The following is a 24,173-nucleotide window of genomic DNA, read 5'->3' as shown; positions in this document are numbered from 1 at the left end:
ATTTATAAGAATTATTCTCTTATTTTTAATTTTTCTAATAACATACTTCATATTATTCAATGTATTCTCTCGCTTCTTCTTCACCCTTTAATACTCTAAGTGTTCCTAAAACCAAAGATTCCATTTCATTTTCACCAGCCATAATTTCAACAGGTGCAATAAACTCTACACGCTTTTTAATCCAGTTAGTTATCATATCAGAATATGCTATACCTCCTGTAATAACAATAGCATCTACCTTACCTTCTACTACTGTTGCAAGTTCCCCTATTCCCTTGGCAACCTGATAAGCCATAGCTTCATAAACAAGCTTTGCTTTTTCATCTCCATTTTCAATCATCTTTTCAACTTCTCTAGCATCAACAGTATTAAGATAACCTTTTAATCCACCATTTCCTCTTAATTTTTTCTTCATAGTTTTTTTATCAAATTTTCCTGAATAGCAAAGATCTATAAGTGCATTGCAAGGAACTTTTCCAGCTCTTTCAGGTGAAAATGGTCCTTCATCATCTGCCATTATATCTATCATTTGTCCTTTTCTATGTACATTTACTGATATTCCTCCACCTAAGTGAGCTGCAATAAAATTCATATCTGAATACTTTTTACCATATTTTTTTGCAACCTTCATTGCCATTGCTCTTGTATTTAATGCATGACTAGTACTTGTTCTTGGTATATCTGGCATACCTGATATACGAGCAATATCCTCTAATTCATCCACTCTAACAGAATCATATATATATGCTGATACTCCAATAGAATTTGCTATTTCATAAGCAATTAATGCTCCTAAATTTGAAGCATGCTCTACTACTGGATTGTTTTTTAATCTATCTACCATTGTTTCATTAACTTTATAAGCTCCAGATTTTACTTTTGGAACCATTCCACCTCTTCCAACAACTGCAGCTAATTCTTTAACTTCATATCCATTTTGCTTTAAAAATGAAAGAACAACTTCTTTTCTCATATCAAATTGATCTGCCACATTCTCATATTTTTCAATTTGTTCAACTGGATGATCTAACGTTTTGCAAAATATTTCTTTTTCATCTTCGTATAAAGCTATTTTTGTAGAAGTAGATCCTGGGTTAATTGCTAATATCTTATAACTCATTTACTATTCCTCCTGTTTTTAAGTTAATCACTCAACTTTCGCAATTTAAAAAAATGCGAAGCATTTTTTAGAGGACAATTGACAAAGGACAGAGGACAATGAAGGTGAGTTTTCCTCCTTACGTCAGAAAACTTATTTATTTTTGAAGATTGTTTTGCTAAAGCAAAATAATCTTTAGATTTATATTAGTCAGCAATGTTTCGCTTTAGCGAAACAATCTATCCAAAATTTAATTAAAGATTTTTCGTAGTGTAGCGGAGAAAAATCCTCCTTCACTGTCCTCTGTCAATTGTCCTCTGTCCTCTTTAAAAAATGCTTCACAATTTGCTTACATTAAGTTAAAATTGTATGCGCGAAATTTGAGTTATTAAATTTTATATTATTACAAACCTCTGTCTTTTTATTTCTGAGACCTTCCAATTTCAAGTCCTTTTTCAAAAGCTTGTTTGTTTAATGGAAGTAACTTTGGTTTTTTACCAAGTTTGTGTTCGATTGTTTCCCAAACAATTTCAGGAGAAATAACTTCAGTAAACCCTACATATACACCAAGCATAATAACATTAAGAACTTTTGCATTTCCAAGTTCAAGAGCAAGTTCTGTTACAGGAGCGGAAATAACTTTAATATCTTTTCTTGTAATCTCTTTTTTAACGATTGAGCTGTTAACAAAAAGTCTACCTCCTTCTTTTAATGTATCAATAAATTTATCTAATGATGGTCCATTCATAACAATCAAATCATCCATAATATCACCTAAAGGTGCTCCTATCATTTCGTCTGAAATAACAACGAAACAGTTTGCTGTACCACCACGCTGCTCAGCTCCATATGATGGGAAGAAAGTAACGTTTTTATCTGTAGAATCACAGGTTGCTGATGCTAAAAATTTTCCAAGTGTCATAACACCCTGTCCGCCGAATCCAGCAACACACAAGTTTGTTTCCATATCTTTTTTCCTCCTTTTAGTCGGAAACACTGGGTAATTTACCCAGTTCGCTTCCGCTCACAAATTACTCGTTAAAGGTCATTTAAACCTTTAACCTCCTTTTATTATTATTTATCTCTTATTACACCCAATGGGTATTCTGGAAGCATTTTTTCTTCAATGAATTTAAGTGAATCCAGTGGTTCAAGTCCCCAGTTTGTTGGGCAGTTTGTTACTATTTCAACCATTGAAAATCCTTTACCATTTAACTGATTCTCGAATGCTTTTCTTATTGCATTTTTAGTTTTAATTACATTTTGTGGAGTATTGCAGCTTGTACGCTCTAAATATGCTGGAGCTGTAAGCTGATTTAATATCTCACACATATGCATTGGATATCCGTGTTCCTCAGCTATACGTCCTTTAGGCGCTGTACTTGCTTTCATACCCATTAATGTAGTAGGAGCCATCTGACCTCCTGTCATACCATAAATACCATTATTTATAAAAATAACAGTAATGTTTTCACCTCGATTTGCTGCTGAAACTGATTCAGCAAGTCCGATAGAAGCAAAATCACCGTCTCCTTGATATGTATAAACCAATGTATCTGGATTTGCTCTTTTAATACCTGTTGCAACAGCACATGCACGTCCATGAGGCGCAGTGGTATTATCATATGCAATATAGTCCATATGAAGTCCACAACATCCGATACCAAGTACACAAGCAGTTTTTTCAACAAGATTCATTTCTTCTAGAACTTCACCTATTAATTTAATAACTGTACTATGCATACATCCCGGGCAGAAACCGGAAACTTTATCTTCTTGAATTGTTTTTGTTCTTGCATAAATCTTTTCCATTTTCTATCCCCTCCTAATTTTCATTAATTTTTTTAATAGCTTTAATAATAGCTTCTCGGCTCATAATGTTACCACCTGAGCATAAACATGTATCAATTAAACAACGTTCCTTTACGCCTTTTTCCACATCATGTAAAAACTGTGCTGGAATAGACATTTCAACATCAACAACAGCTTTACATAAATCATAATTGATATTATCAAACGCTTTATATGGGAAAGGATGTACTGTAATTGGTCTGATTAATCCAACTTTGATACCTTCCCTACGAAGAGTATCAACAGCTGATTTTGATACACGGGCTGAAATACCATAAGCTGCAATAACTATTTCCGCATCTTCCACCATATACTCTTCTACTTGTGCATCTTTTTCCCAGCTCGCATATAAAGCAGCAGCTTCTTCATTCACACTCTGCATTTTGCTTGTTAACCATTGTCCTGGTTGAATCCATGCTCTATTTTTGTAGTCTAATTTATGACCAATACAAGCCCAATCTTTGTTAGCTGCTTTTAATTCAGCAACTTCTTCATCCGTTTTCATTTCAGGTAACACAACTGGTTCCATCATTGTTCCAATAACACCATCGCAAAGAATTAAAACAGGGTTTCTATCTCTTTGTGCATAATCAAATGCTTTATATGTCATATCAACAGCTTCCTGTACTGTAGATGGGGCAAATACTAACATTTCGAATCCACCATTACCTGAAGCTTTTGTTGCTTGAAGATAATCTTGCTGAGCTGGTTGGATAGAACCTACACCAGGACCTCCACGTGATATGTTAGCATATACCATTGGTATACGTGCTGATGCACAGTATGAAATACCTTCACTCTTTAGTGAAATACCACAGCTTGATGATGATGTCATTGATCTTGTTCCTGTTGACGCAGCACCATAAACCATGTTTACAGAAGCAACTTCGCTTTCTCCTTGTACAAAATTTCCTCCAACTTCAGGCAATCTTCTTGCGAAATATTCAGGAATTTCATTCTGTGGTGTGATAGGATATCCGGCAAAAAATCTACAGCCGGCTCTAACAGCTGCTTCTGCAATAGCTTCACAGCCTTTCATAAATACTCTAGACATTTTTTCTCTTCCTCCTTTTAGTCGGAAACACTGAGTAGTTAATCCTACTCGCTCCCGCTCATAAACTACTCGTTAAAGGTCATTTAGACCTTTAACCTCCTTTTAGTCGGAAACACTGAGTAGTTAATCCTACTCGCTCCCGCTCATAAACTACTCGTTAAAGGTCATTTAGACCTTTAACCTCCTTTTAGTCGGAAACACTGAGTAGTTAACCCTACTCACTTCCGCTCGTGAACTACTCGTTAAAGTCCATTTAGGACTTTAACCTCCTTATTTATACACTTCAATTGCAGCATCCGGACACATTCTTGCGCACATACAGCATCCTATACAAGCATCCATATTAACTGGCACTACATACTCATAGCCCTTTGCATTAACTTTATCTCCTACGGCAAGTACACCTTTAGGACAAAACTTAATACAATATTGACAGCTTTTACAGCTTTCTGATCTAATCTCTACTTTTGCCATTTTGATCAAATTCTCCTCTCAAAATAAATATGATTTATTTAAACATTTCTATCAATGTTTATAACTAATTAATGATTTTTTTAATCAAAGAGTTATTACAAATCATTGGTTCCACGGATATGTTAGATATAAATGAATAGGCATCAAAGGAATATTTATTCTGGCTTTTACTTCCTCATATAAATTCTCATTGACACAAGTAAAATCTATATTAATTAAAGATCCTATCATTTCAAGTGTTTTTAAGTTTCCTTCTAATATTTCTTCTACTGTTGTAGAAATTCCGTTATTAGGATTACTTATCATATGTACTTTTTCTAGCTTAATATGAGATATTTTTAATATTGATGAAAGTGTTTCATCAATATTACTTAAATTACCTGACCAAGTCCTATATGCATTCAGCACATAATACACATTTGTATTATCTTGATTTACCTTAGGAGCAAATCCTCCTATAGCACGTGCACCTATATCATTTCCGCCAACATCCATAACTACATAACAATTCTCATCTTTCAGTAAAAGATTAACGCCGCCTACAACTGTTGGTGCATCAAAAAACTGTTCTTCATGGTGAAATGTAATACCCATAGCTTCAACCTCTGTTTTCACATCTCTGGATCTAAACAATGGTTTTGTCATATCCATATCAAAAAAATGTACTGGTTTTTCATTAAGATTAACAAGGTATTTTGCAAAATTTATCGCAATTTCACTTTTGCCACTTCCAGCTTCACCAACAAAAATAAAATTCGATTTATTCATTGTGAACTTTTTACAATCAATATTCATAAGCGGCCTCCCTTAATCATTTTTCCTTATTTCTCTTTGCACTTGATTATCCTGAATTTACTACTTGGCTGCTGATGCAGATAGTACTAATGATAGATATTTTTCTTCAGCTGAAGATCCTCTTGAAGTTAAAACAATAGGAGCCTTAGCACCAACTATAAAACCTGCCATTTTAGCCCCTGCAGAATAAACTAAAGATTTTCCTAGTATGTTTCCTGCAGTAATATTAGGAACGATTAAAATGTCTGCATCTCCTACTACAGGGCTTTCATAACCTTTTATTTCTGCTGATTCTTTGCTCATAGTTAAGTCATAGGATATAGGACCTTCTACAATACAGTTTTTAATTTCTCCCTTTTTATTCATTTCTTTTAATAGACCTGCATCAACAGATTCAGGCATTTTGGGATTAACCTTTTCAACAGCAGCTAAAACTGCAACTTTTGGTTTTTCATATCCCATATCTATAAGTGTACTAACGGCATTTTCAATAATTTGCTTTTTCTCATCTACATTTGGGTACATCATCATTCCACCATCTGTAGTTACTATTAACTTGTGGTAACTAGGTATTTCATTAAAAACAAAATGAGACATAACCTTTCCTGTTCTAAGTCCCTTTTCCTTATTTACTACTGCCCTTAAAAGATCTGCAGTTTGAATTTTTCCTTTCATTATAAAATCTGCTTTATTGCCATTAACAAGCTCTACTGCCTTTGCTGCTGCTGAAGCATCATCTTCTACATCAATAATAGAACTATCATTTAAATCTTCTTTTAAATTACTTAATATTTCTTTTATTTTTGATTTATTTCCTATTAATATAGGTTCTGCTATATTATCCCTTCTAGCTTTAAATACAGCTTGTAAGGTATGTTCATCTTGTGCTGCTACTACTGCTGCTATTTTCTTTGATTCTGAATTTTGAACTTTTTTAATTAATTCTTCAAAATTTTTAAATACCATTTTGTTCCTCCTATATATCTATTAATACTACATACTATTTTTAAGATGACATTTGACAGAGGACAATGAAGGTAAGTTTTCTTCCTTACGTCAGAAAACTAATTTATTTTTTTAAGCTTGTTTTGCTAATGCAAAATATCGCTAATTTATATAAATTAAAGATTTTTCGTAGTGTAGCGGAGAAAAATTCTCCTTCACTGTCCTCTGTCAATTGTCCTCTGTCCTCTTTAAAAAATGCTTCTCATTACACTTATTTATATTAGCAACTTTCATGCCAAAACAAAAAACAGGCTTAAAGCCTGTTTCTGTGTAAATGTTTTTATTTTATTGTTACTATTAGTTAACATTACGTTTCATATTGTTTACATTATCTATATTATGATTTACCTTTTCTCCATAACGCTGTTCTGCTTATACCTAGTTTTTTTGCAATTTCAGTTTTTGACATTCCATTGCTTTCTAGCATTTGTATTACCTTCTCTTCTACAAACTTATTAATTTGCCTTAAATCTAATAAATTCTCATCACTATCTACCTCATTGTCATCTTCCAACATTTCATTTTCATCTAAATCTACTTCTTGAAAAATCAAATATCTCTGAACAATATTTCTTAATTCCCTGACATTGCCTGGCCATGAATAATTCATTATCTTTTTTTCAATTTTATTTTCAAGTTTAAAATCACAAACTTTTTTTGATAATGTTGTGAGATAATGCATGAATAGTGGAATTATGTCTTGCTTCCTTTCTCTAAGAGGTGGTATATGTAGTTCTAAAATACTCAATCTATAAAATAAATCGCTCCTAAATGTTCCATTTTTAATTTTTCCTTTTAAACTTTCATTGGCAGCTGCAATAATTCTTACATCCAAAGGAATAACGTAATCTGAGCCTATCCTCATTACTTCTTTTTCTTCCAAGACACGCAAAAGTTTTGCTTGAAGATTCAAAGACATACTGTTTATTTCATCTAAAAATATAGTTCCTCCATGAGCAAGCTCAAATAGACCTGGTTTTCCGCCCTTTCTTGCACCTGTAAATGCTCCTTCTTCATATCCAAATAATTCACTTTCCAGAAGGCTTTCAGAAATTGCCGCACAATTAATAGCTACAAAAGGTTCTTTTTTTCTAGTGCTTATGTTATGAATACTCTGAGCAAACATCTCCTTACCTGTACCACTTTCACCATAAATCATAACAGTACTATCATCTAATCCTATTTTAACAGCCTTTGATACTGTATTTATCATCACAGGGTCATTAGCAATAATATCTTCAAATGTATATTTAGCAACAAGCCCTTTTTTATTTAATTCATATCTTATCTTTTTTTCTAAATTTTGAAGCTTAGTAATATCTTGAAAAGAGCAGAGAACACCATGAATTTGTCCATCTATGTTCAACACAGACGTATTAGCTGTAACTACAATTTCAGGTAAGTTTTTTATTTCATTATATTGATTAATTCCACTTTTAAAAACATCCCTCATAAAAATAAGCTCAGGACAAACTTCTTCAATATTTTTATCAATAACATCATAACTAGCCTTCTTTAATAACTCTTGTGCCCTTTCATTGTATAATATAATTTTCCCATTCTTATCTATAGCAATAACTGCATCGTGTACCCCATCTAAAATCATATTTAATACTTCATTTCTATAATTTTGTTCATACAAGCTGTCCACTAATTGTTTTGCATGTTCAATTCCATCACAAATAGATTCATTACTTGCACCTATGGAAACATTATCTATTCCTAAATTTTCAGCATACCTACAAGGAATACCTCCTCCAACTATTACAACAGTATCTCTTCTTGCTTTATATTTATTAATTATACCTTCTATATTATCTTTATCTTCAAATCTTTCAATTATAACCTTCTCACGAATCACATCTTTCCAATCACCATAATCAAAATGCTCTAAATCTGATATAACAATAACTATATCTTTATTATATTTACTGGCTTTCTTTAATGCATACAGAATATCTAATGTACTTATTTTTAAATTTATAACTGGCACCTTTACCCTGCCTACAGTATGTCGATACCCTCCACTTCTTGCTATAATAGCACTTGCCCCTTTATCCTCCAACATCTTTCCTTGTGCTTTCATATTATCCTGATCTAATATATCTATAATTATTTCACCTTGTTCCACTTCTTTTCTAAACAAATGCACAACAAGGTCTTTTAATTTTTCATCTGAAGCAATAAATCCTATTTTTTTTGTCATATAAATTCTCCTTAAAATTACTATATATCCCTCATTACTAATTCAGCTATTTGTAAATACAAACTACATAAATGCAACACAAGTTTATTTAAACTTCTTAACTTCTTATATTATTTTTTTATTAAAGCAATTAAGAAATTCTGAAACTTTAATACACCTACACCTACATACCATACACCCATTAGCATTGATATTAGTATTTGAACAGGTAATGTTCCCCAATTCATATTTAATGGTGCCATAATTAATAAAGTTATTGCCCATCCAGCTAACCATGCTGGCAGAAATATTATTTTTTCCAATTTAGTACTTGCAATAATTACTGCTAATCCTCCTAAAATAAATAAAGCACAAAATAGCTCAATATTTTCATTTAATTTTACCATATCCATTGCTTTTAGTCCTATACACCCCCATAAATCCCCTAAGAAAAAACCTATAGATATTTTAACTTCATCTTCTACTTTATTTCCATTTGCAACAAAAATCCCAGCACAAATCAAAGCTACAGAACCTGTAGTAATCCCAAAATAAGGACTTATTACTGCCCATATTGGTGGCAACAGCGCTATTCCTAAAGCTAATGTTAAAACATTTAATTTTCTTTCGTTCATAAAACACACCTCTTCTTAAAATTTAATAATTTAATAGGCTGTTACACTAATTATTGTAACAGCCCTCTCATAGACTAAAACTTTTTAATAAAACTAAGATTTTTATGTAATTATTATTTAAATTTTACCTTTCCGGCATTGTTGCTGTAATAAAGTTCTTATATGTTTCTAAACGTTGCTTATACTTATCAGTTTTTTTCATATCAGCAATTGTAGATATAGTCTTTCCGATATCATCTCCATGCTTGAATTTTCCAGATAAAGTATCATGTGCATGTTCTAACTGTTCTTTTGGAAATTCGAATTTTACTTTACCATCTATAATTTTAATATCACCTTCTATGCCACATAATTCACAAATGGCATGGGTAGATTCTCTATCTAAGAAAAAGTTTCTAGAATGACAATGTGGACAAACTCCTTCTTCTCCTTTATATGAAGCATTTTCAATATCTTTTGCAGCATTCGCAATATTAACTCCTATTTCATGAACTCTTGTAACTCTTTCATCATCTATAATAATACCAGAAGACCATGGAAATACTTCATCATTAATAACCTTCCACATAGGAGTTAAAGCTTGCATTGCTGCAGTACATTGAAACTTTGTAGTCCAATCAGAACCACCAATTCCCATGTAGGAAATAACCTTATCCTTTAATATTCTTGAATCTGGAGCTTTTCCACCTTTTTCTTCAGCAATTTTAGCTGCTATCACATTGTTTCCCCTATCCATTCTTGGTCCAAAACGATCTGTAATTGTTTGGAAAATTCCAGGCACACCTTTTTCAAAGATTGGAAGTGCCACAACTATTCCATCTGCATCTAACATTTCATTAAGTAACCAATCAAAATCATCTTTTAACACACACATATTTCCTTTTCCTGACATGAGTGTTTGAACACAAGCTGTACATCCAGTACAGTGTTTTATATCTAAATCCATAAGACGAATAAATTCAACTTCTGCACCTGCTTCTTTTGCACCTATAAGAGCTTCTTTGCACATAGCATCATTATGACCATTCTTTGTTCCACCTGAAATACCTAAAATTTTCATTTTTTAACCTCCAAATATAATTAGTTAATATAAAGATTTTTACAAATTCCTTTAAACTATTTTAATCTGTATAATTATTTTGCAAGTTTTAAATTATACAGTTTGTTGTTTTTCCTCTTGTCTGCCAAATACGTATTTAGGCCACTCCTTACCAAGAAATATATTACAAAGTATACCGCCACCAACTACTAGTACTACTGACATTATCATTCCATAAATAAAGAATCCAAATAAATGAAATGGTGTTATTGCTGGCGCATTAGCTGGATGAATTGAAAATATAAAAAATGTTTCTGCAAGTCCTAAAAATAATGCTGGTATATTTGCGAATATAGTATCTCTCAATAAATTTTCATGAACAGTTAATATGCAGAATATCACAACAATGGTTAATCCTACCCCACTAGTCCATGGTGGCAAATCTTTTAATGCTCCAATTAATATACCATTAAGCATTGCCCATAAAATTCCTATAGGGTAGCACACTATCATAGATGGTATCTTCTTAAAATCTGCCCCCATTGCAAAGAATAAAAGTAATACAACAAATAACATCCAATTATAATTTGCAAACCCCAAGGCTCCCATAGGCTGCATTAAAAGAGTTAATATAACTGCACCAAAAGCGCCTTGAATTAAAAGTGCCTTTCTTTTAATTGACATGATTATCCCCTCTTTATCCATAATATATTTTATGAAAATTTTTTATTACACTAATTGTCAGTAACATACCCCAAATAATATTCTAACTTTAAGCTACAATTCCATATATAATTCACACTATAAAGTTACTTTTAACGCATAGGAATAAATCCACGATATTGTGTATAGTTATCACTTTCAGCAATATCTGTTAAGAATAAACTTGAAATTTCAAATTTAGGTTTCAGATAAGGGAATTCATTATACTTAGCCCAAGATGGCTTTTTAATCTCTTTTGCCTTTTCTATTGCAGTTCTATGCCAACCTGAAGGGCAATTAAACCACATTTCAACCACTCTTTGATATGGACAATTATTAATACTTTGAATAATCTTGCTTGTTAACATTCTTGTTACATCTGGAGATTCCTGAAATTTTGGTACAACTTCTTCATAGAACCACTTGTCCCCTTTTTCCATAGATACACCATCTGGATATTTCATAACAAACTGCCAACGATAATTAGGTCCATCTTCCATAGTTCTTCCTTCACCTTTTAGATCTTCTTCCCAGGAAATAGGTACAAAAGCCCAAATAAATGGAGGCATACCATTATCACCACCCGTTGATCTTGCAGCATCACCTGATTCCATTTTCTCTGTTTCCTTACCTTCAAGAATTGCTACTTCATTATCATCTGGAACGTTACCTTGCCATTTTAATACATCAATTGGAAAATATTCAGTCATAGCTTTATTTTTAAATTCAGGTGTTAGTGGATTAACTAGCCAGTAATGCTCTGTTAACTGCATTCTGTGAGTTCCAAATCTTTCTCCATCTTGTGGTGTTGGTAATGCAGGGTAAAACGCATACTTACTTACATATGGACCAAACTGTGCCATACTTTCTGGTACATGATGATAGTAAAGCCAATGCTTTAACATGTGTCTGTAATCCTCCTTTACAACATCTACATAAATAAGGCTTCTCATGGGTTGAAATTGAATTGACATTTATAATTCCCTCTTTCAATTTATTGATTTATTTTGAATCATTTATCTAATAGAATAAAACGTTTACTTTGTAAAAATGTTAAATAATTAACATTTTTATATTTATAGCAATAGGACATAGAAACCATCTAATCCCATCACTATAAATACTATGATATGATCTTATTATTATGGAAAATAGCCATTATATAAAATAGCAAATTAAACAGTACAACGTAATATATACAATCCATCCATATATGTATCTATATAAATATAACCACGGTCGTCAACTAAAACATCTTCTGTTATTGCAACTCTTGCTCCAGGTACTAAGTTACCTTCTGCATTATTGAATAAATCCTTCTTTGGATCTGGTGGAAGGAAATATGCTATTTCTTTTGGTACATAAGGATCACTTAAATCATAAATACGAAGTCCAGCACCAAAATGACAGCAGTAAACTCTATCATCACGTTTTTCATAAACATCTTGACCAAATGCATCAAATATATTGTGAGGTCCGAATGGAACACGTACACCATCAACAACATTAAAGTTTGTACCATGAGTGTATCCTTCAGGTACTTCAGGATATGGGAATATTGAAATAAGACTTGGGTTACTTACATCTGTAACTTCTACTATACCAAGCATATTCATAGGCTGAGTTACAATTTTCTTAAATAATCCTTCTGTTGTTTCATTACTGAAATATCTTGGTCTTTCTCCTTCTGTTGTAACCACTACATAAGGTCTGTCCCCTAATGGTAAAACAGAATGAATTGGTGCTCCTGCAGCTCCTCCTCCAAATGGTGGATTTAGCGGAAGACAATTTAACATTTTAGGATTTGTTTTATCCTTTACATCTAACATAATAAATCCTTTATTTGCATATGCCATATATACAATATCATCTTTCACAACACATGCATGAAGGAATGGTGATGATAATGCTTCTGCTGATCCATAACGTGCACTACCTAATGATACTTTATTATTGATACATTGTTCGTCAGCCCACCATCTTCCAACTTCTACAGGATTTTTAGGATTTTCAATATCTACTATTCTTAAGATGAATCCATTGAATCCTTCTGCATTTCCGGTTACGTATACATATCTTCCTCCATTATAAAAAAATCTATGTACTCCAGCGCCACCTTTACATTCAAACTTGGATAATAAAGTTGGATTTTCTGGATCTGTTTTTACATCCCAGATCATTATTCCTCCCCAGAACGGTAAACCAATTTCTGTACCATGTAATTCTTTCATTGTTCCACCATGGGCTGTAACCATAATTCCATCAGCAATCTGAATCTTTGGTGTACCCTGTCCATCATGTAAATCTTCAGATAACCATGGACCTTCAAGCCACTTAACATTTCTTGGCTGTGCTGGATCAGTAACATCAATTATATTCCATCCATTGTGTCTGAATGATGCTGTATAAATATAGTATTTATCACCTGATTTTTGCATAGCCATTTGAAATCCTGGCTTTCCATTCATATCATCATAACCTATAAATTCAATGTTTTTACATAACATCTCACTTCTTAAACTCATAAAACGCCACCACTTTCATATAAATTTAAAATATCTTATAAAATATATCTTATAAGATACTTTATCCTTATTAAAATATTATCAAATATAAACCATTAAGTACAATGCCGAAAATATAAAAAAATCCATATCAATTTTGATATGGATCACACTAATTAATATGTATTATTTTAAATGCATGATAAATTCATTAACTAGTACATGCAAAGTTTCACTTTTATTGTTTTTATTCCACGCCATACTTACTTCATGATTTGAATCTAATAAAATGTATTTGAAAGAAGGTGTATTTATTATATTCTGACCCCATGTATCAAAAAATGTTACACCTAAACCATTTTCTACAGATGCAAATATAGATTCCATATTAGGTGCTAATTTCAAATGCGGCACAAAACCATAGGACTTGCAATAATTACGAATTTCTAACTCCGCATTATGTGTTTCATCATTGTCAATAACATAAAAAGTTTCATCTTTAAAATCATATGGTGTTATATCTTGTTCTTTGTTCAATTGTTGAAACTTAGAATACAAAATCAACTTTTGAATTTCAGTAATCTTTTCTCTATTAATCCCCTTAATACCATCTAAAGAACTACCTATTGTTAATATCACATCTAACTTGTTATTAATTAGTGCTTGAATCAACTCATCTATTTCCAAACATTCTACTGAAACTGAAATATCAGGAAATTCCTTTGAAAATATTTTCAAAACACTAGGTAAAAATGATGAAATACTCCATCCTACAATGTAACCTAATCTTATTTCTCCTTGCTTCTTAACATTTAAAGAGTGAGCTTTCTCCGTTGCATTTTCAAATTCTACTTGAAATCTGCGAAAAAAATCGTAATATATTTCCCCCTCTTCAGTTAATTTAATATGTTTATTTGCTCTATCAAACAAAGATATCTTTAGTTCTTTTTCAAAAGCTGCCATATAGCGACTTATAGCAGGCTGTGTAATGTATAACTTATTAGCTGCTTTTGTAAAACTTTTTTCATATGCAATTTCCAAAAAACATTTAATTTGAATTTCATTCATTATATCCCCCCATATTAACCAAGTTATCTTCTTATATTTAATTCAAATGTATATTTAAATTGCACTAAAAACTTGTTTGAAGTTCTATCGAGTAATTTTATTTTTTATCTACAAGACAATTCAACAAAATTTTAGTAGCTTGCTTATATTCTTCTTCCATAAACGCTACAGCACTGTCAAGATTTTTTTCAATCATAGCGTTATATATGTTGATATGATTTTCAATGCTAGTTGAACCCTTTTTCTCTTTACGGTATGCACTTCTAAGCATACTTTGCTGTCCCTTTATTAATTTTGACATATCAATAAGTCTAGAATTTTCTGCGTATTTATAAAAAACTCTCGCAAATTCTTCTATACTTTCAGCACGCTTTATTTCATCATTTGTTTCTTGAAAGCACTCAATATTATGTAATAATTCCTCTGCTATCTCATTAATTTTGCCATTTTCCATAGAATACTTTATAGCAGCACAATCCAATGTTAAAGCAACTTCTTGAATTTCAATAATATCCTTTTCTCCAATACTAATTACACTAGCTCCTATATTATTCTTATATTCAATCAAACCTTCTTTTTGCAATCTATTTAGAGCTTCTCTTATTGGTGTACTGCTTATTCCAAATCTCTCCTGAAGTTCATTAACATTTAATCTCTTCCCCCAAGGAATTACCTGTTCAATAATATCCTCTCTAATTTGAATATATATTTGATCTACAAGAGACTGTTTTACCAAAGTTCCCATTTTATTCTCCACCTTTTTCTTTTCTTAAGTTATATTATAATAGATTTTGTGTTCCCTATTAAATTTACTTATAGATATATTAATTATTCTTAACGTTATTTAGTAAAACCTTGGAGTTTGAAGTTATCTTTTTCATAGCATCTAGTATTTCTTCTGTAGATTTAGCTTGATCAGTTGATACTTTTTCTAATTCATTTATAGCTTCCACAATAACATTCATACCGTTATTCATTTGCTTAAGAGAATCTGATACCTTTTTAGAAGATTGTCCACTAACTAACGCTAGCTTTCTCATTTCATTTGCTACAACAGAAAATCCTTTGCCATATTCTCCTGCTCTTGCAGATTCTATAGATGCATTTAATCCTAAAATATTAGATTTTCTTGAAATATCTTCTATAAGTTTTATAATATCACTGCTTTCCTCTATATTTTTTTCAGTTTCTTCTGTTTTACTTGCAATTATATTTAGCTTATTAGAAAGTTCTATTGCATTATTAGAAAGCTCATTAATTAATTTGCTTGTTTCTTCTAATGAATGCATTAATTCTTCAGATGTTTTTTCAATCTCAACTTTATTTTCTATATTTTTAACTACTCCTAGAGACCCTATAACTTTACTATTTTCTATTATTGGAATAACAGTAATTAAAACATCCATGCCGTCATTTTCTTTATTAAGAACCTTATTTATTATCTTCTTTTCCTTTAAAACTTGACTTAATCCACCCATTTTATCATTACTTATAATTCCTTTTTCTAAAGGTGATTTTACTTTTTCACCATTAAGTACATATATGCACTCATTTTTACTAGTAATATTAATTGCAACATCGTCATGAATTATACTTTTAATAATAGGAATAAATTCAATTAGATGTCCAAGCTTCTTGTCCATTATTTTTTCCCCCTTAAACCTGTATGTATATAATAATAGTCATCTTGTATATTATATCATATAAGATATAATATACTTAATATTAAAATCAAAAGTTCATTTATTATATTTTCTATGTATAAAAAAATGAAATTCTTCTATCAATAGAAAGAAGAATTTCATTTTATTCACACATTTATAATCTTATTAAAAAATAATATTGTGTCATTTCCTAGCTTTATCTTACCTCGAGTAATGAATAGTTAGTTACTGCTTCTAATAATTCTGTGTATGACATATCTACAGCTTTTGCACTCTTAGGGAATAAACTATTTTTAGTCATACCTGGAAGTGTGTTTAATTCAAGCACATATGGTACTCCGTCCTTTATTATCATATCTACTCTTACATATACACTGCATTTTAAAACTTTCCAACAGTTTAATGCCATTTCTTCTATTTTATTTTGAAGACCTTCTTCAAATTTTACTATAATTTCATCTGATCCACCATCTGCATATTTTGCTGTGTAATCAAAGAATTCAAATCCTTCTTTAGGCTTTATAGCTATTGTTGGAAGAACCTTTCCATTTAACATGCAGCAAGTTATTTCATCACCTTTAACATATTCTTCTATCATAACTTCAGTGTCATAATCTAATGCTAAAGTAACTGCACTTTCTATATCTTCTTTTTTCTTAATTATATTTGTAGCTACACTTGAACCTCCACAGTTAGGCTTTACTACAACTGGATATCCCATTTTTTCTATATAATCATAATCTATATCTTCTACACTTTTTACAGATAACCAATCTGCTGTATTTATTCCAGCTGATCTTAATATCTTTTTAGTTATGTCTTTATCCATGCACATTCCACTAGCTAATGGACCGCAACCTGAGTAAGGAATGTCCATAGTTTCAAATACTGCCTGTATTGTTCCATCTTCTCCAAACTTACCATGAAGTGCTATGAATGCGAAATCTATGTCCTTTGCTTTCTCAATAACATCATCTTTTTTATCTATTACTATAGGAACTACCTCATATTTTTCTTTATTAAAATATTTTACTATTTCTTTTCCTGAATTTAAAGAAACTTCTCTCTCTGAGGATATTCCTCCCATTATAACTCCAACTCTCATTCTTACTCCTCCAAAAATCTTATTTGCTTTCTTACTTATATTCTATACATACACCAAAATAAATAAAGTACCACGTATAAGCTATTTTACCCTTACTGTGGTTTTCATACTAAAAATTGTTATGTTATATATTTACTTTTTGGAAAAATATGGTATAATAATTTACATGTCCTTATTTTTGATAATCAAGTGATTCTTAGACTCAGGTGGAGTTTGCCTGTGACGAATACCGCTTACCTGAGCAAAGCTCGTAAAGTGCCATTTAGGCATTTTACCCACCTTAGTTTTAGAAGAACTTATCCAGGCGCGTACCAGTGCTTATCCACAACTTTGAAAAAGATGGGGGTTAGCACTGGTAGCGATCGGATAAACTTTTTAAGAGGAGAAGATTGAATTATGAAAGAAGTAAAAAATTTTAAATTAACTACTGATGTAATTGATGAATGCTTAGAAGAGTGTTTTGAAGACCGCAATTCAAAAAAAGATAAAGAAAAAAAGACTTCGGTTAGCAGTAGATAACCAAAATCTTTTTTGATAATAGCAAAAGATTAAATTTAATACACAGAATACTTTTTCTCTATACTTCTAAATACTAACACAAGTATTGAAGTAATGAATAAATACATTACTGCAGCTATCATAAATGGGGTAATGGTGAAATCTCTTGTTACAATTTCTTTTGCAGCCCTGAGTAAATCACCAATACCAATAGCTGCAACTAATGCTGTATCTTTTATAAGATTTATACTTTCATTACAAACTGCAGGAATAACGTTTTTTACAGCCTGTGGAATTATTATTCTAATCATAGTTTGACTATAACTCATTCCCAAAGCTTTAGCCGCCTCAAATTGTCCCCTATCAATAGACTCTATTCCAGCTCTAAATATTTCTGCTAAATATGCAGCATAGTTTACTGTAAATGCTATGCTAGCAGCTGTTAATGGTTCTAATCTTATACCAATTACAGGGAGTCCAAAATATGTGAAAAATAATTGAAGCAATAAAGGAGTTCCTCTAAAAATCCATGTATATAAACTTAATAAAATTCTTAAAAGTTTTACACCTGATATTTTTCCTACTGCAACTAAACCACCTAAAGGTATAGAAAAAACTGCAACTATGAAAAATAATTCTAAGGATATTAAACTCCCTTTTAAAATAAATCCTGTAATATCAATAAGATTAGCCATTTAAACCACTTCCCTCTTTATTTTGCAATTATATTTTTGCCGAACCATTTTTGAGATATTTTATCTGCTGTTCCATCTGCTTTCATAGCATCTAAAGTTTTATCAAGTTCATTTTTAAAAGTTACATCTGATTTTCTTATACCAACACCATAATCTTCCTTACCAAAATCCTCATCTGCTACTTTATATTCCCCAGGTTTTTTTGATATGTAGTATCTTCCCACTACTTCATCTACAACTACAGCGTCTACACGTCCTTCTTTAAGATCCATTAATGCTTCTGTGTTATTAGAATATTTCTTTATTTCTTTTATAGCTTTTGAAGTGGTAGTATCTGCATTTACCGCTGTTTCACTACTACTTCCTAACTGAAGTCCTACCTTTTTTCCTGATAAATCTTTTTTAGTTTTAATATTCGAATCATTTTTTGTAACTATAATTTGTTTATTTTGAAGATATACCTTTGAAAAAGCTATCTGCTGTTTTCTTTTATCTGTAATAGTAAGTCCATTCCATATAACATCTATATCCTTGTTATTAAGACTAAGTAATACACCATCCCACTGAACTGGTTTTAATTCTACTTTAACACCCATTCTTTTTGCTGCTTCTTGAGCCATGTCTATATCAAATCCAACAATTTGACCTTTGTCATCTTTAAACCCCATTGGTGGAAAACTGTCATCTAAACCTAATACGAATTTTCCTTTTTGCTGTATATCCTTCCAGGAATTATCAGCAGCTTGTTCCTTTTTTCCACATCCAGAAATTAATAACCCTAATGCAAATATAGCAATTACTAAAAATATGACTTTCTTCTTCATTTTGTCCCCTCCTAATACAATACTTTTTAATATGATAATTATTATACTTTACCGTGCTAAATTTGTAAAGTAGGAAATTGTAAAATATTTTCCCATTTTGTAAAAAGCAATAAAGCATATGAAAAAAATAGCAAGTCAAAGATGTTAGTGTATTTTTTTAAACATGCCTAATGTGTATTTAATTTAAAATACCTATTTAATATCCTTTCATAATCGTGTAAAATTAATAATGTGAATAATTTGTTTTTTATTAGCTATAGATGTACAATTTTAAAATCTTAATTTTCATAACATGCATGTTTTAATTTTTTATTACAAAAACTGCATAGTAATTTAGGCATTTAATAATGTCTTTACGGGGGTGTTTTAAATAATTTACACATTTATATCTTTACTTGCTATTTTAATTATTATTCTATCTTTTAAAAAAACATATAAAAAAACATTTTTATATAAACTAGATAAAAATTGTACTGAAGAGTTAAAAGCTATTGCTATATTTTTAGTTATTTTTGGGCATCTTTCTGCGGATAAAATAATTCAAACACCATTTTTGGCTCATTCTGGATCACAGGGAGTAACTTTATTCTTGTTTCTTTCTGGATACGGACTTGCTAAGTCATATTTAAAGAAAGGAATAACAAAAAAAGTTCTATTTAATCGATTTTCAAAAATTTTGATTCCTTATTCCATGATAACAGCTTTGTGGATAATTATTGATACCTTTGTATATCATAAAGTTTATTCTAAAAGCACAATACTTTTATCAATTATAGGCTTTGATTTTAATAGGAGTGTTGATGCCTCCATGTGGTATATTTCTTTTATACTGTTATGGTATATATTTTTTAACATTGTATTTAAGCTTCCAATTAAAAACATATTTAAATTGATATTACTTTTATTTGTATCTTATCTATTTAAATATCATCCTGTGTACAGATACACTCATGAAGTATGCTATCAATGGGGATTAAACGCCTTTACTTTTCCAATAGGTGTAATGGCTGGTTTATATCTAGATACTATTAACCAAAAATTAAACTCAAAACACATTAATTTTGCATACTTGGGAGCATTTTTAATAAGTCTTATTACCTGTATAATTTCATTAAATTATATTAGTTTAGGTGTTCACATTTTTGCAATATCAAATTCTGCATTTGCATTTACAGTAACTATAATAATATTATTTATAAACACTCTAGGCTATTTTTCTAAAGCATTAAACTTTATAGGCTCTATATCCTATGAACTTTACTTATTGGAAGCAGCACTTATGTGGAAATATCTTTTTATACGACATATTCAAAAACAGAGTGTAGTTTTATTCCTTATAGTATATTTCTTTGCAGTTATCACTTTAAGTTATATATTAAATAAGTTCATAGCATTTATCACTAAACCACGTAATTCTGATCCACAAGAAAAAAGTGTTAAGTCAGCATCTTAATTTATACAATAATTACGATGAAAGTTAAACATTACCACTGTGTTTAAGGTATATTAGTACCATATAAAACTAAAACTATTCTTGTACCTTGTATCTTATTATGCTTAACTTGCATACTAAAAAAATAGACCAAATATGCACCGCATATTCGGTCTATCTTTTTTAATATCTAATAAAATTTTACTTAATATAATGTTTTATACATCAGTTGCAGAACTAGTTGCTTCATAATCAGAATATAAGAATAAAGTGTTTGATACACTTTCTATAGTATTATTATCATCATCCCTATTTGGTACATAGGTTACAAAATTAATTTCTTGTGGATAAACAGCTGCATCTTCAGCCTGATCAAATTGTAATACTAACTTGTTTCCATCTACAAGACTAAGAATTACATTCTTATTATTTGTACAGTCTGCTGGAACAAAACCTATTCCTGCTTTGCTTGTAACTTCTATTTTACCGAATTGAGGATTATTTTTTACTGTTATAGTATCTACAGTTGCTGAATGAGTAAACTCTAAATTACCAGGAGTTATATTTAATGGACTTGCTCCACTCCATGGATTATTAGCTGCAACAAAGGTTGAATGTGGAATAACAGTCTTAGTATCAATTAAATAATTAAATTGGATTGTAGCATTATTTTTAGATAATGTTGATGCTGAAGTTCTCTGCCACTTAATAGATTGAGCAATAAATCTTGTTACTTCAATTGGTGAGAATATAGCAATCTTGTTTCCATCTATATCTAATGTTCTAATTAACTCTTCAGGAACAGCTAAGCTTATCTTAAGCTTATCTGTATAACTCAATGGCTGAGTTGTTTGTAGCGTTACTTCAAATACCTTCTTGTTGTTGAAATTCTTATTATCATATTTCATTGATATGCTCTCAGAATTATTTAATAAGCACCCAAAATCTGCTACTGCAAATTTATCAATAGACTTATTAAATGTCATACGTATTACTACAGCTCCCACAGTCTCATCTGTTACTAAGCTAACTGCCTGTAATTCTGCTCTTAATCCATTTATAACAGCTCCATTTGTAGCTTTAGCTTTAGCAATAGCATAACCGTATATATCTCTTGACTGCATATCGACATTTTTAGTTGAAACAACTACTCTATCTGTTCCTCCATCAAAAGTATTTGGTAAGAAATTAAATTCTATAGTTTTTTCATCTTTTAATACTGCTGTTAAAGGAGTTATAATAGTTCCTGGTGCATTTCCTATTCTTACTTCAAAATCTGATATATTAATAGAATAAAGTTCATTCTGTCCTAAATATTTATATTGTAATCTGCTGTCAGAAGCAACTATAACTGTTCCATTTGAAATATCAAATTCTTCTGGATTACTATCAATTTGATGTAAATTACATAATGGATAAATACTTCCTGCTGCATCTTCTATATATCTAATTTCCTTAGTTTTTGCATATCCTAAATGAATTAAATAATTTGGATCTACTACTAAAGGTAATATTGTTGAGGTAGCTGGCAAAGTTATTCTAATCCATTTGCTATTTTTCATAATAAACATTACAGTTTCAGGTGGCAAAACTTCCTTCTTTGCAGGTAATACTCTTTTATCTTCCATTAGGTAATTTTGCACTTCTGTTATTGAATGTTCACCTGAAGTTTGCATCATCTCATTGAATTTAATCACCAAAGTGTTATTTCTAAAAGTAATTCCTTCTACCTTAGGTTCTGTATTGTCTACAATAGTGAAAGGTACATTCTGTGCTTTCATAGGTAAGCCTAAAACATCCTGAATGTCCTGTGCGAATAAATTATATAGCCCTGGATCTAACTTTTCAGTTGTTATTGTAGCTGCAAATTTATTAGCATCATAGGTTATTGGAGGATTGATAACAATAGGTGAAGTATCCGCTTTAGTTATTGCATAATAATTAACATTTCTTACTCCGCCATCATTATCACTGTCTTTCATATCTTTTGAAAATGTTACCAATAGCTGTGTAGTATTAGGATCTGCTGGTATCTCAATTTGTTCTACCTTTAATATTCTTGGCGGATTATCTACAACTGGTACATCTTTAAATACTGTCTGCATGGTTTTATATCCATTGGCATCTGTTATTCTTCCTACTGTAATATTTACTTTTCCAATTGGTAATGGTGTTGCATTACTAAGTATATATTTTAAAGTGTCAAACTTATTACCTAACCTTACCACTTTTGAAACACTTGTTGGCACATTTTCTACAGAAACAGCATCCTTTTCTTCAAATAAATTTATTACTGGTTTATCAAATTTAACGATTATTTCTGTTCTGCTGGAGGTTGTTACACTTATTGGTACTGCTACCTCGGCTCCTTTTACTACATCAAACTCTTTTGACATTGTAGGAACTATCCTCTGATCAGCAGAAAAATCCTTTAATTTATCAAAAGTATTATCTTGAACCTTACTAAAATTTACTATTAATTGTTGTGTCCCAACTGGTAGTGATATATGATTAAATTGTATCTCCATAGATCTGTAATCTGGAGCTACTCTAGCTATAACTGTTTTAGTAAAAGTATCCGTTTCATCTGTAGTAGCATTAAGAGTTCCAATCCATTGTGGAGAAGGATCTTGTGATACGTTAGTATCCTTGTCATAGAATAAAACGTAAAAATTACTTAATTCCTGAATCCCAGGACTAATATTTAAATGATCTAGATTTTGAACTGGAACATCTGTTTTTATATTTAATATTCTATCTCCAAAAACCTCTATATCAGTAGTCATAGGTGGTGGAGTAACTTCTTTTACTATAAATTCTTCACTAGCCTCTTCTGTATCATTTGAAATTGTTAATGTATATTTAACACCTGTTGCAAACCTAGTATTATATGGATTGCTTTCCTGTGGATCATAGGCAACAATTACTCTCTTGTTACTTGCAGGATTTATAGAATCCTGTACTGCTATTATCTTTACAGTTTGGTGAATATCCCCCGTTCTGTAAACTTTAAAAATTTCATTACCTGTAAAATCCTTATTAAGAATAACCGTTATAGTTTTATTATTTATTTGATCTATGCTAGTTATACTAATTGGGTCATTTAATGACGTAATAGATACACTGGAGATGTCCATACTTACCCCTCCTACTACCAAATTTAAATTATCATCAGAAGTGTTAATAACACTAAGAGTTTTGTCGGCAACGTCAACATTTACTGTAAAATTAAATATTACCTCCGCACTCTTTTTTATTGGAATATTAAATTCCTTAATTAATTCATCTCCAAATTTTACCCCTATACTATCTGCTTGATTTGTATCACTAATTATAAGTTTTAGTTCTATTGCATAGGTTCCTTTATCTAAAAATTTTAATTCCCTTTGTTCTTCTAAATATGTTATCTGAAAATTATCAATTTCACAGTTTAACGGAATCCTTGAATTAATGTCCGTACCATTTGAAATTGTATGGAAATCCATTTTTTCACTCCTAACCATTAATTAATTGCAAACTAATTTATAATGACAATTAGATTACT

22 protein-coding genes are annotated in these 24,173 nt (G+C 30.8%); 2 read left to right on the top strand and 20 right to left on the bottom strand.

The window, feature by feature from the left end; all coding sequences use genetic code 11:
* Positions 1 to 52: 52 nt before the first annotated feature.
* From buk to HBE96_RS18465, 17 genes are all read right to left on the bottom strand, one after another.
* Positions 53 to 1,120, bottom strand: coding sequence for a butyrate kinase (gene buk, locus HBE96_RS18545; RefSeq protein ID WP_169299201.1), 1,068 nt, complete (start codon positions 1,118 to 1,120; stop codon positions 53 to 55).
* A gap of 400 nt (positions 1,121 to 1,520) precedes the next feature.
* Positions 1,521 to 2,066 (bottom strand): 2-oxoacid:ferredoxin oxidoreductase subunit gamma family protein, encoded by a 546-nt coding sequence (locus tag HBE96_RS18540; RefSeq protein WP_169299200.1) that lies wholly within the window; start codon positions 2,064 to 2,066, stop codon positions 1,521 to 1,523.
* 107 nt (positions 2,067 to 2,173) lie between these two features.
* Positions 2,174 to 2,911, bottom strand: coding sequence for a thiamine pyrophosphate-dependent enzyme (locus tag HBE96_RS18535; RefSeq protein WP_169299199.1), 738 nt, complete (start codon positions 2,909 to 2,911; stop codon positions 2,174 to 2,176).
* A gap of 13 nt (positions 2,912 to 2,924) precedes the next feature.
* Complete coding sequence (gene vorB, locus HBE96_RS18530) at positions 2,925 to 4,004, bottom strand: 3-methyl-2-oxobutanoate dehydrogenase subunit VorB (RefSeq protein WP_169299198.1); 1,080 nt, start codon at positions 4,002 to 4,004, stop codon at positions 2,925 to 2,927.
* A 270-nt stretch (positions 4,005 to 4,274) separates the two neighbouring features.
* Positions 4,275 to 4,478: a 4Fe-4S binding protein gene (locus tag HBE96_RS18525; RefSeq protein WP_206154997.1), complete on the bottom strand. Its 204-nt coding sequence runs from the start codon at positions 4,476 to 4,478 to the stop codon at positions 4,275 to 4,277.
* A gap of 102 nt (positions 4,479 to 4,580) precedes the next feature.
* Positions 4,581 to 5,273, bottom strand: a complete 693-nt coding sequence (locus HBE96_RS18520) for an ATP-binding protein (protein ID WP_169299197.1) — start codon at positions 5,271 to 5,273, stop codon at positions 4,581 to 4,583.
* Between the two features lie 60 nt (positions 5,274 to 5,333).
* Positions 5,334 to 6,239, bottom strand: coding sequence for a bifunctional enoyl-CoA hydratase/phosphate acetyltransferase (locus tag HBE96_RS18515; RefSeq protein ID WP_169299196.1), 906 nt, complete (start codon positions 6,237 to 6,239; stop codon positions 5,334 to 5,336).
* Positions 6,240 to 6,615: 376 nt separating this feature from the next.
* On the bottom strand, positions 6,616 to 8,484 hold the full coding sequence (locus HBE96_RS18510) for a sigma 54-interacting transcriptional regulator (protein ID WP_169299195.1): 1,869 nt from the start codon (positions 8,482 to 8,484) through the stop codon (positions 6,616 to 6,618).
* 110 nt (positions 8,485 to 8,594) lie between these two features.
* Positions 8,595 to 9,098 (bottom strand): DUF1097 domain-containing protein, encoded by a 504-nt coding sequence (locus tag HBE96_RS18505; protein ID WP_169299194.1) that lies wholly within the window; start codon positions 9,096 to 9,098, stop codon positions 8,595 to 8,597.
* Between the two features lie 124 nt (positions 9,099 to 9,222).
* Positions 9,223 to 10,158, bottom strand: a complete 936-nt coding sequence (locus HBE96_RS18500; RefSeq protein ID WP_169299193.1) for an NAD(P)H-dependent oxidoreductase — start codon at positions 10,156 to 10,158, stop codon at positions 9,223 to 9,225.
* Between the two features lie 93 nt (positions 10,159 to 10,251).
* Complete coding sequence (locus HBE96_RS18495; RefSeq protein ID WP_169299192.1) at positions 10,252 to 10,821, bottom strand: DUF1097 domain-containing protein; 570 nt, start codon at positions 10,819 to 10,821, stop codon at positions 10,252 to 10,254.
* A gap of 131 nt (positions 10,822 to 10,952) precedes the next feature.
* Positions 10,953 to 11,813: an acetyl-CoA hydrolase gene (locus HBE96_RS18490; protein ID WP_169299191.1), complete on the bottom strand. Its 861-nt coding sequence runs from the start codon at positions 11,811 to 11,813 to the stop codon at positions 10,953 to 10,955.
* 201 nt (positions 11,814 to 12,014) lie between these two features.
* Positions 12,015 to 13,364 carry an LVIVD repeat-containing protein gene (locus HBE96_RS18485; protein WP_169299190.1) on the bottom strand — a complete coding sequence of 450 codons (1,350 nt, stop codon included), beginning with the start codon at positions 13,362 to 13,364 and terminating at the stop codon, positions 12,015 to 12,017.
* 165 nt (positions 13,365 to 13,529) lie between these two features.
* A complete protein-coding gene (locus HBE96_RS18480; protein ID WP_169299189.1) occupies positions 13,530 to 14,411 on the bottom strand; it encodes a LysR family transcriptional regulator in 882 nt (293 codons plus the stop codon).
* Between the two features lie 97 nt (positions 14,412 to 14,508).
* Positions 14,509 to 15,156, bottom strand: a complete 648-nt coding sequence (locus tag HBE96_RS18475; RefSeq protein WP_169299188.1) for a GntR family transcriptional regulator — start codon at positions 15,154 to 15,156, stop codon at positions 14,509 to 14,511.
* Positions 15,157 to 15,235: 79 nt separating this feature from the next.
* A complete protein-coding gene (locus HBE96_RS18470) occupies positions 15,236 to 16,054 on the bottom strand; it encodes a methyl-accepting chemotaxis protein (RefSeq protein ID WP_169299187.1) in 819 nt (272 codons plus the stop codon).
* Positions 16,055 to 16,271: 217 nt separating this feature from the next.
* The gene (locus HBE96_RS18465; RefSeq protein WP_169299186.1) at positions 16,272 to 17,180 is read right to left on the bottom strand and encodes a D-alanine--D-alanine ligase; all 909 of its coding nucleotides are present in this window, start codon (positions 17,178 to 17,180) and stop codon (positions 16,272 to 16,274) included.
* Positions 17,181 to 17,576: 396 nt separating this feature from the next.
* On the opposite strand from HBE96_RS18465, the gene HBE96_RS26780 reads away from it, so the two are divergent.
* Positions 17,577 to 17,699, top strand: coding sequence for a hypothetical protein (locus tag HBE96_RS26780; protein ID WP_281064365.1), 123 nt, complete (start codon positions 17,577 to 17,579; stop codon positions 17,697 to 17,699).
* A 35-nt stretch (positions 17,700 to 17,734) separates the two neighbouring features.
* Here the strand turns inward: HBE96_RS26780 and HBE96_RS18460 are convergent, their stop codons facing one another.
* Both HBE96_RS18460 and HBE96_RS18455 read right to left on the bottom strand, forming a co-directional pair.
* Complete coding sequence (locus HBE96_RS18460) at positions 17,735 to 18,373, bottom strand: amino acid ABC transporter permease (RefSeq protein WP_169299185.1); 639 nt, start codon at positions 18,371 to 18,373, stop codon at positions 17,735 to 17,737.
* Positions 18,374 to 18,390: 17 nt separating this feature from the next.
* Positions 18,391 to 19,197, bottom strand: a complete 807-nt coding sequence (locus tag HBE96_RS18455; protein WP_169299184.1) for an amino acid ABC transporter substrate-binding protein — start codon at positions 19,195 to 19,197, stop codon at positions 18,391 to 18,393.
* Positions 19,198 to 19,567: 370 nt separating this feature from the next.
* Here HBE96_RS18455 and HBE96_RS18450 point away from each other — a divergent pair, with 370 nt between their 5' ends.
* Complete coding sequence (locus HBE96_RS18450) at positions 19,568 to 20,650, top strand: acyltransferase family protein (RefSeq protein WP_169299370.1); 1,083 nt, start codon at positions 19,568 to 19,570, stop codon at positions 20,648 to 20,650.
* 197 nt (positions 20,651 to 20,847) lie between these two features.
* Here HBE96_RS18450 and HBE96_RS18445 read toward each other — a convergent pair whose 3' ends face one another.
* On the bottom strand, positions 20,848 to 24,114 hold the full coding sequence (locus HBE96_RS18445) for a hypothetical protein (protein WP_169299183.1): 3,267 nt from the start codon (positions 24,112 to 24,114) through the stop codon (positions 20,848 to 20,850).
* Positions 24,115 to 24,173 lie beyond the last annotated feature (59 nt).

The organism is Clostridium muellerianum (genome assembly GCF_012926525.1).
Lineage (GTDB): Bacteria > Bacillota > Clostridia > Clostridiales > Clostridiaceae > Clostridium_AM > Clostridium_AM muellerianum.
Note: the sequence above shows the minus strand (reverse complement) of the source record. Positions and strands in the feature narration are given on the sequence as shown.

Bases quoted from the DNA above. Each gene is read 5' to 3' on its own strand.
- buk (WP_169299201.1), bottom strand. From the start codon at position 1,120: ATGAGTTATAAGATATTAGCAATTAACCCAGGATCTACTTCTACAAAA.
- HBE96_RS18540 (WP_169299200.1), bottom strand. From the start codon at position 2,066: ATGGAAACAAACTTGTGTGTTGCTGGATTCGGCGGACAGGGTGTTATG.
- HBE96_RS18535 (WP_169299199.1), bottom strand. From the start codon at position 2,911: ATGGAAAAGATTTATGCAAGAACAAAAACAATTCAAGAAGATAAAGTT.
- vorB (WP_169299198.1), bottom strand. From the start codon at position 4,004: ATGTCTAGAGTATTTATGAAAGGCTGTGAAGCTATTGCAGAAGCAGCT.
- HBE96_RS18525 (WP_206154997.1), bottom strand. From the start codon at position 4,478: ATGGCAAAAGTAGAGATTAGATCAGAAAGCTGTAAAAGCTGTCAATAT.
- HBE96_RS18520 (WP_169299197.1), bottom strand. From the start codon at position 5,273: ATGAATATTGATTGTAAAAAGTTCACAATGAATAAATCGAATTTTATT.
- HBE96_RS18515 (WP_169299196.1), bottom strand. From the start codon at position 6,239: ATGGTATTTAAAAATTTTGAAGAATTAATTAAAAAAGTTCAAAATTCA.
- HBE96_RS18510 (WP_169299195.1), bottom strand. From the start codon at position 8,484: ATGACAAAAAAAATAGGATTTATTGCTTCAGATGAAAAATTAAAAGAC.
- HBE96_RS18505 (WP_169299194.1), bottom strand. From the start codon at position 9,098: ATGAACGAAAGAAAATTAAATGTTTTAACATTAGCTTTAGGAATAGCG.
- HBE96_RS18500 (WP_169299193.1), bottom strand. From the start codon at position 10,158: ATGAAAATTTTAGGTATTTCAGGTGGAACAAAGAATGGTCATAATGAT.
- HBE96_RS18495 (WP_169299192.1), bottom strand. From the start codon at position 10,821: ATGTCAATTAAAAGAAAGGCACTTTTAATTCAAGGCGCTTTTGGTGCA.
- HBE96_RS18490 (WP_169299191.1), bottom strand. From the start codon at position 11,813: ATGTCAATTCAATTTCAACCCATGAGAAGCCTTATTTATGTAGATGTT.
- HBE96_RS18485 (WP_169299190.1), bottom strand. From the start codon at position 13,364: ATGAGTTTAAGAAGTGAGATGTTATGTAAAAACATTGAATTTATAGGT.
- HBE96_RS18480 (WP_169299189.1), bottom strand. From the start codon at position 14,411: ATGAATGAAATTCAAATTAAATGTTTTTTGGAAATTGCATATGAAAAA.
- HBE96_RS18475 (WP_169299188.1), bottom strand. From the start codon at position 15,156: ATGGGAACTTTGGTAAAACAGTCTCTTGTAGATCAAATATATATTCAA.
- HBE96_RS18470 (WP_169299187.1), bottom strand. From the start codon at position 16,054: ATGGACAAGAAGCTTGGACATCTAATTGAATTTATTCCTATTATTAAA.
- HBE96_RS18465 (WP_169299186.1), bottom strand. From the start codon at position 17,180: ATGAGAGTTGGAGTTATAATGGGAGGAATATCCTCAGAGAGAGAAGTT.
- HBE96_RS26780 (WP_281064365.1), top strand. From the start codon at position 17,577: ATGAAAGAAGTAAAAAATTTTAAATTAACTACTGATGTAATTGATGAA.
- HBE96_RS18460 (WP_169299185.1), bottom strand. From the start codon at position 18,373: ATGGCTAATCTTATTGATATTACAGGATTTATTTTAAAAGGGAGTTTA.
- HBE96_RS18455 (WP_169299184.1), bottom strand. From the start codon at position 19,197: ATGAAGAAGAAAGTCATATTTTTAGTAATTGCTATATTTGCATTAGGG.
- HBE96_RS18445 (WP_169299183.1), bottom strand. From the start codon at position 24,114: ATGGATTTCCATACAATTTCAAATGGTACGGACATTAATTCAAGGATT.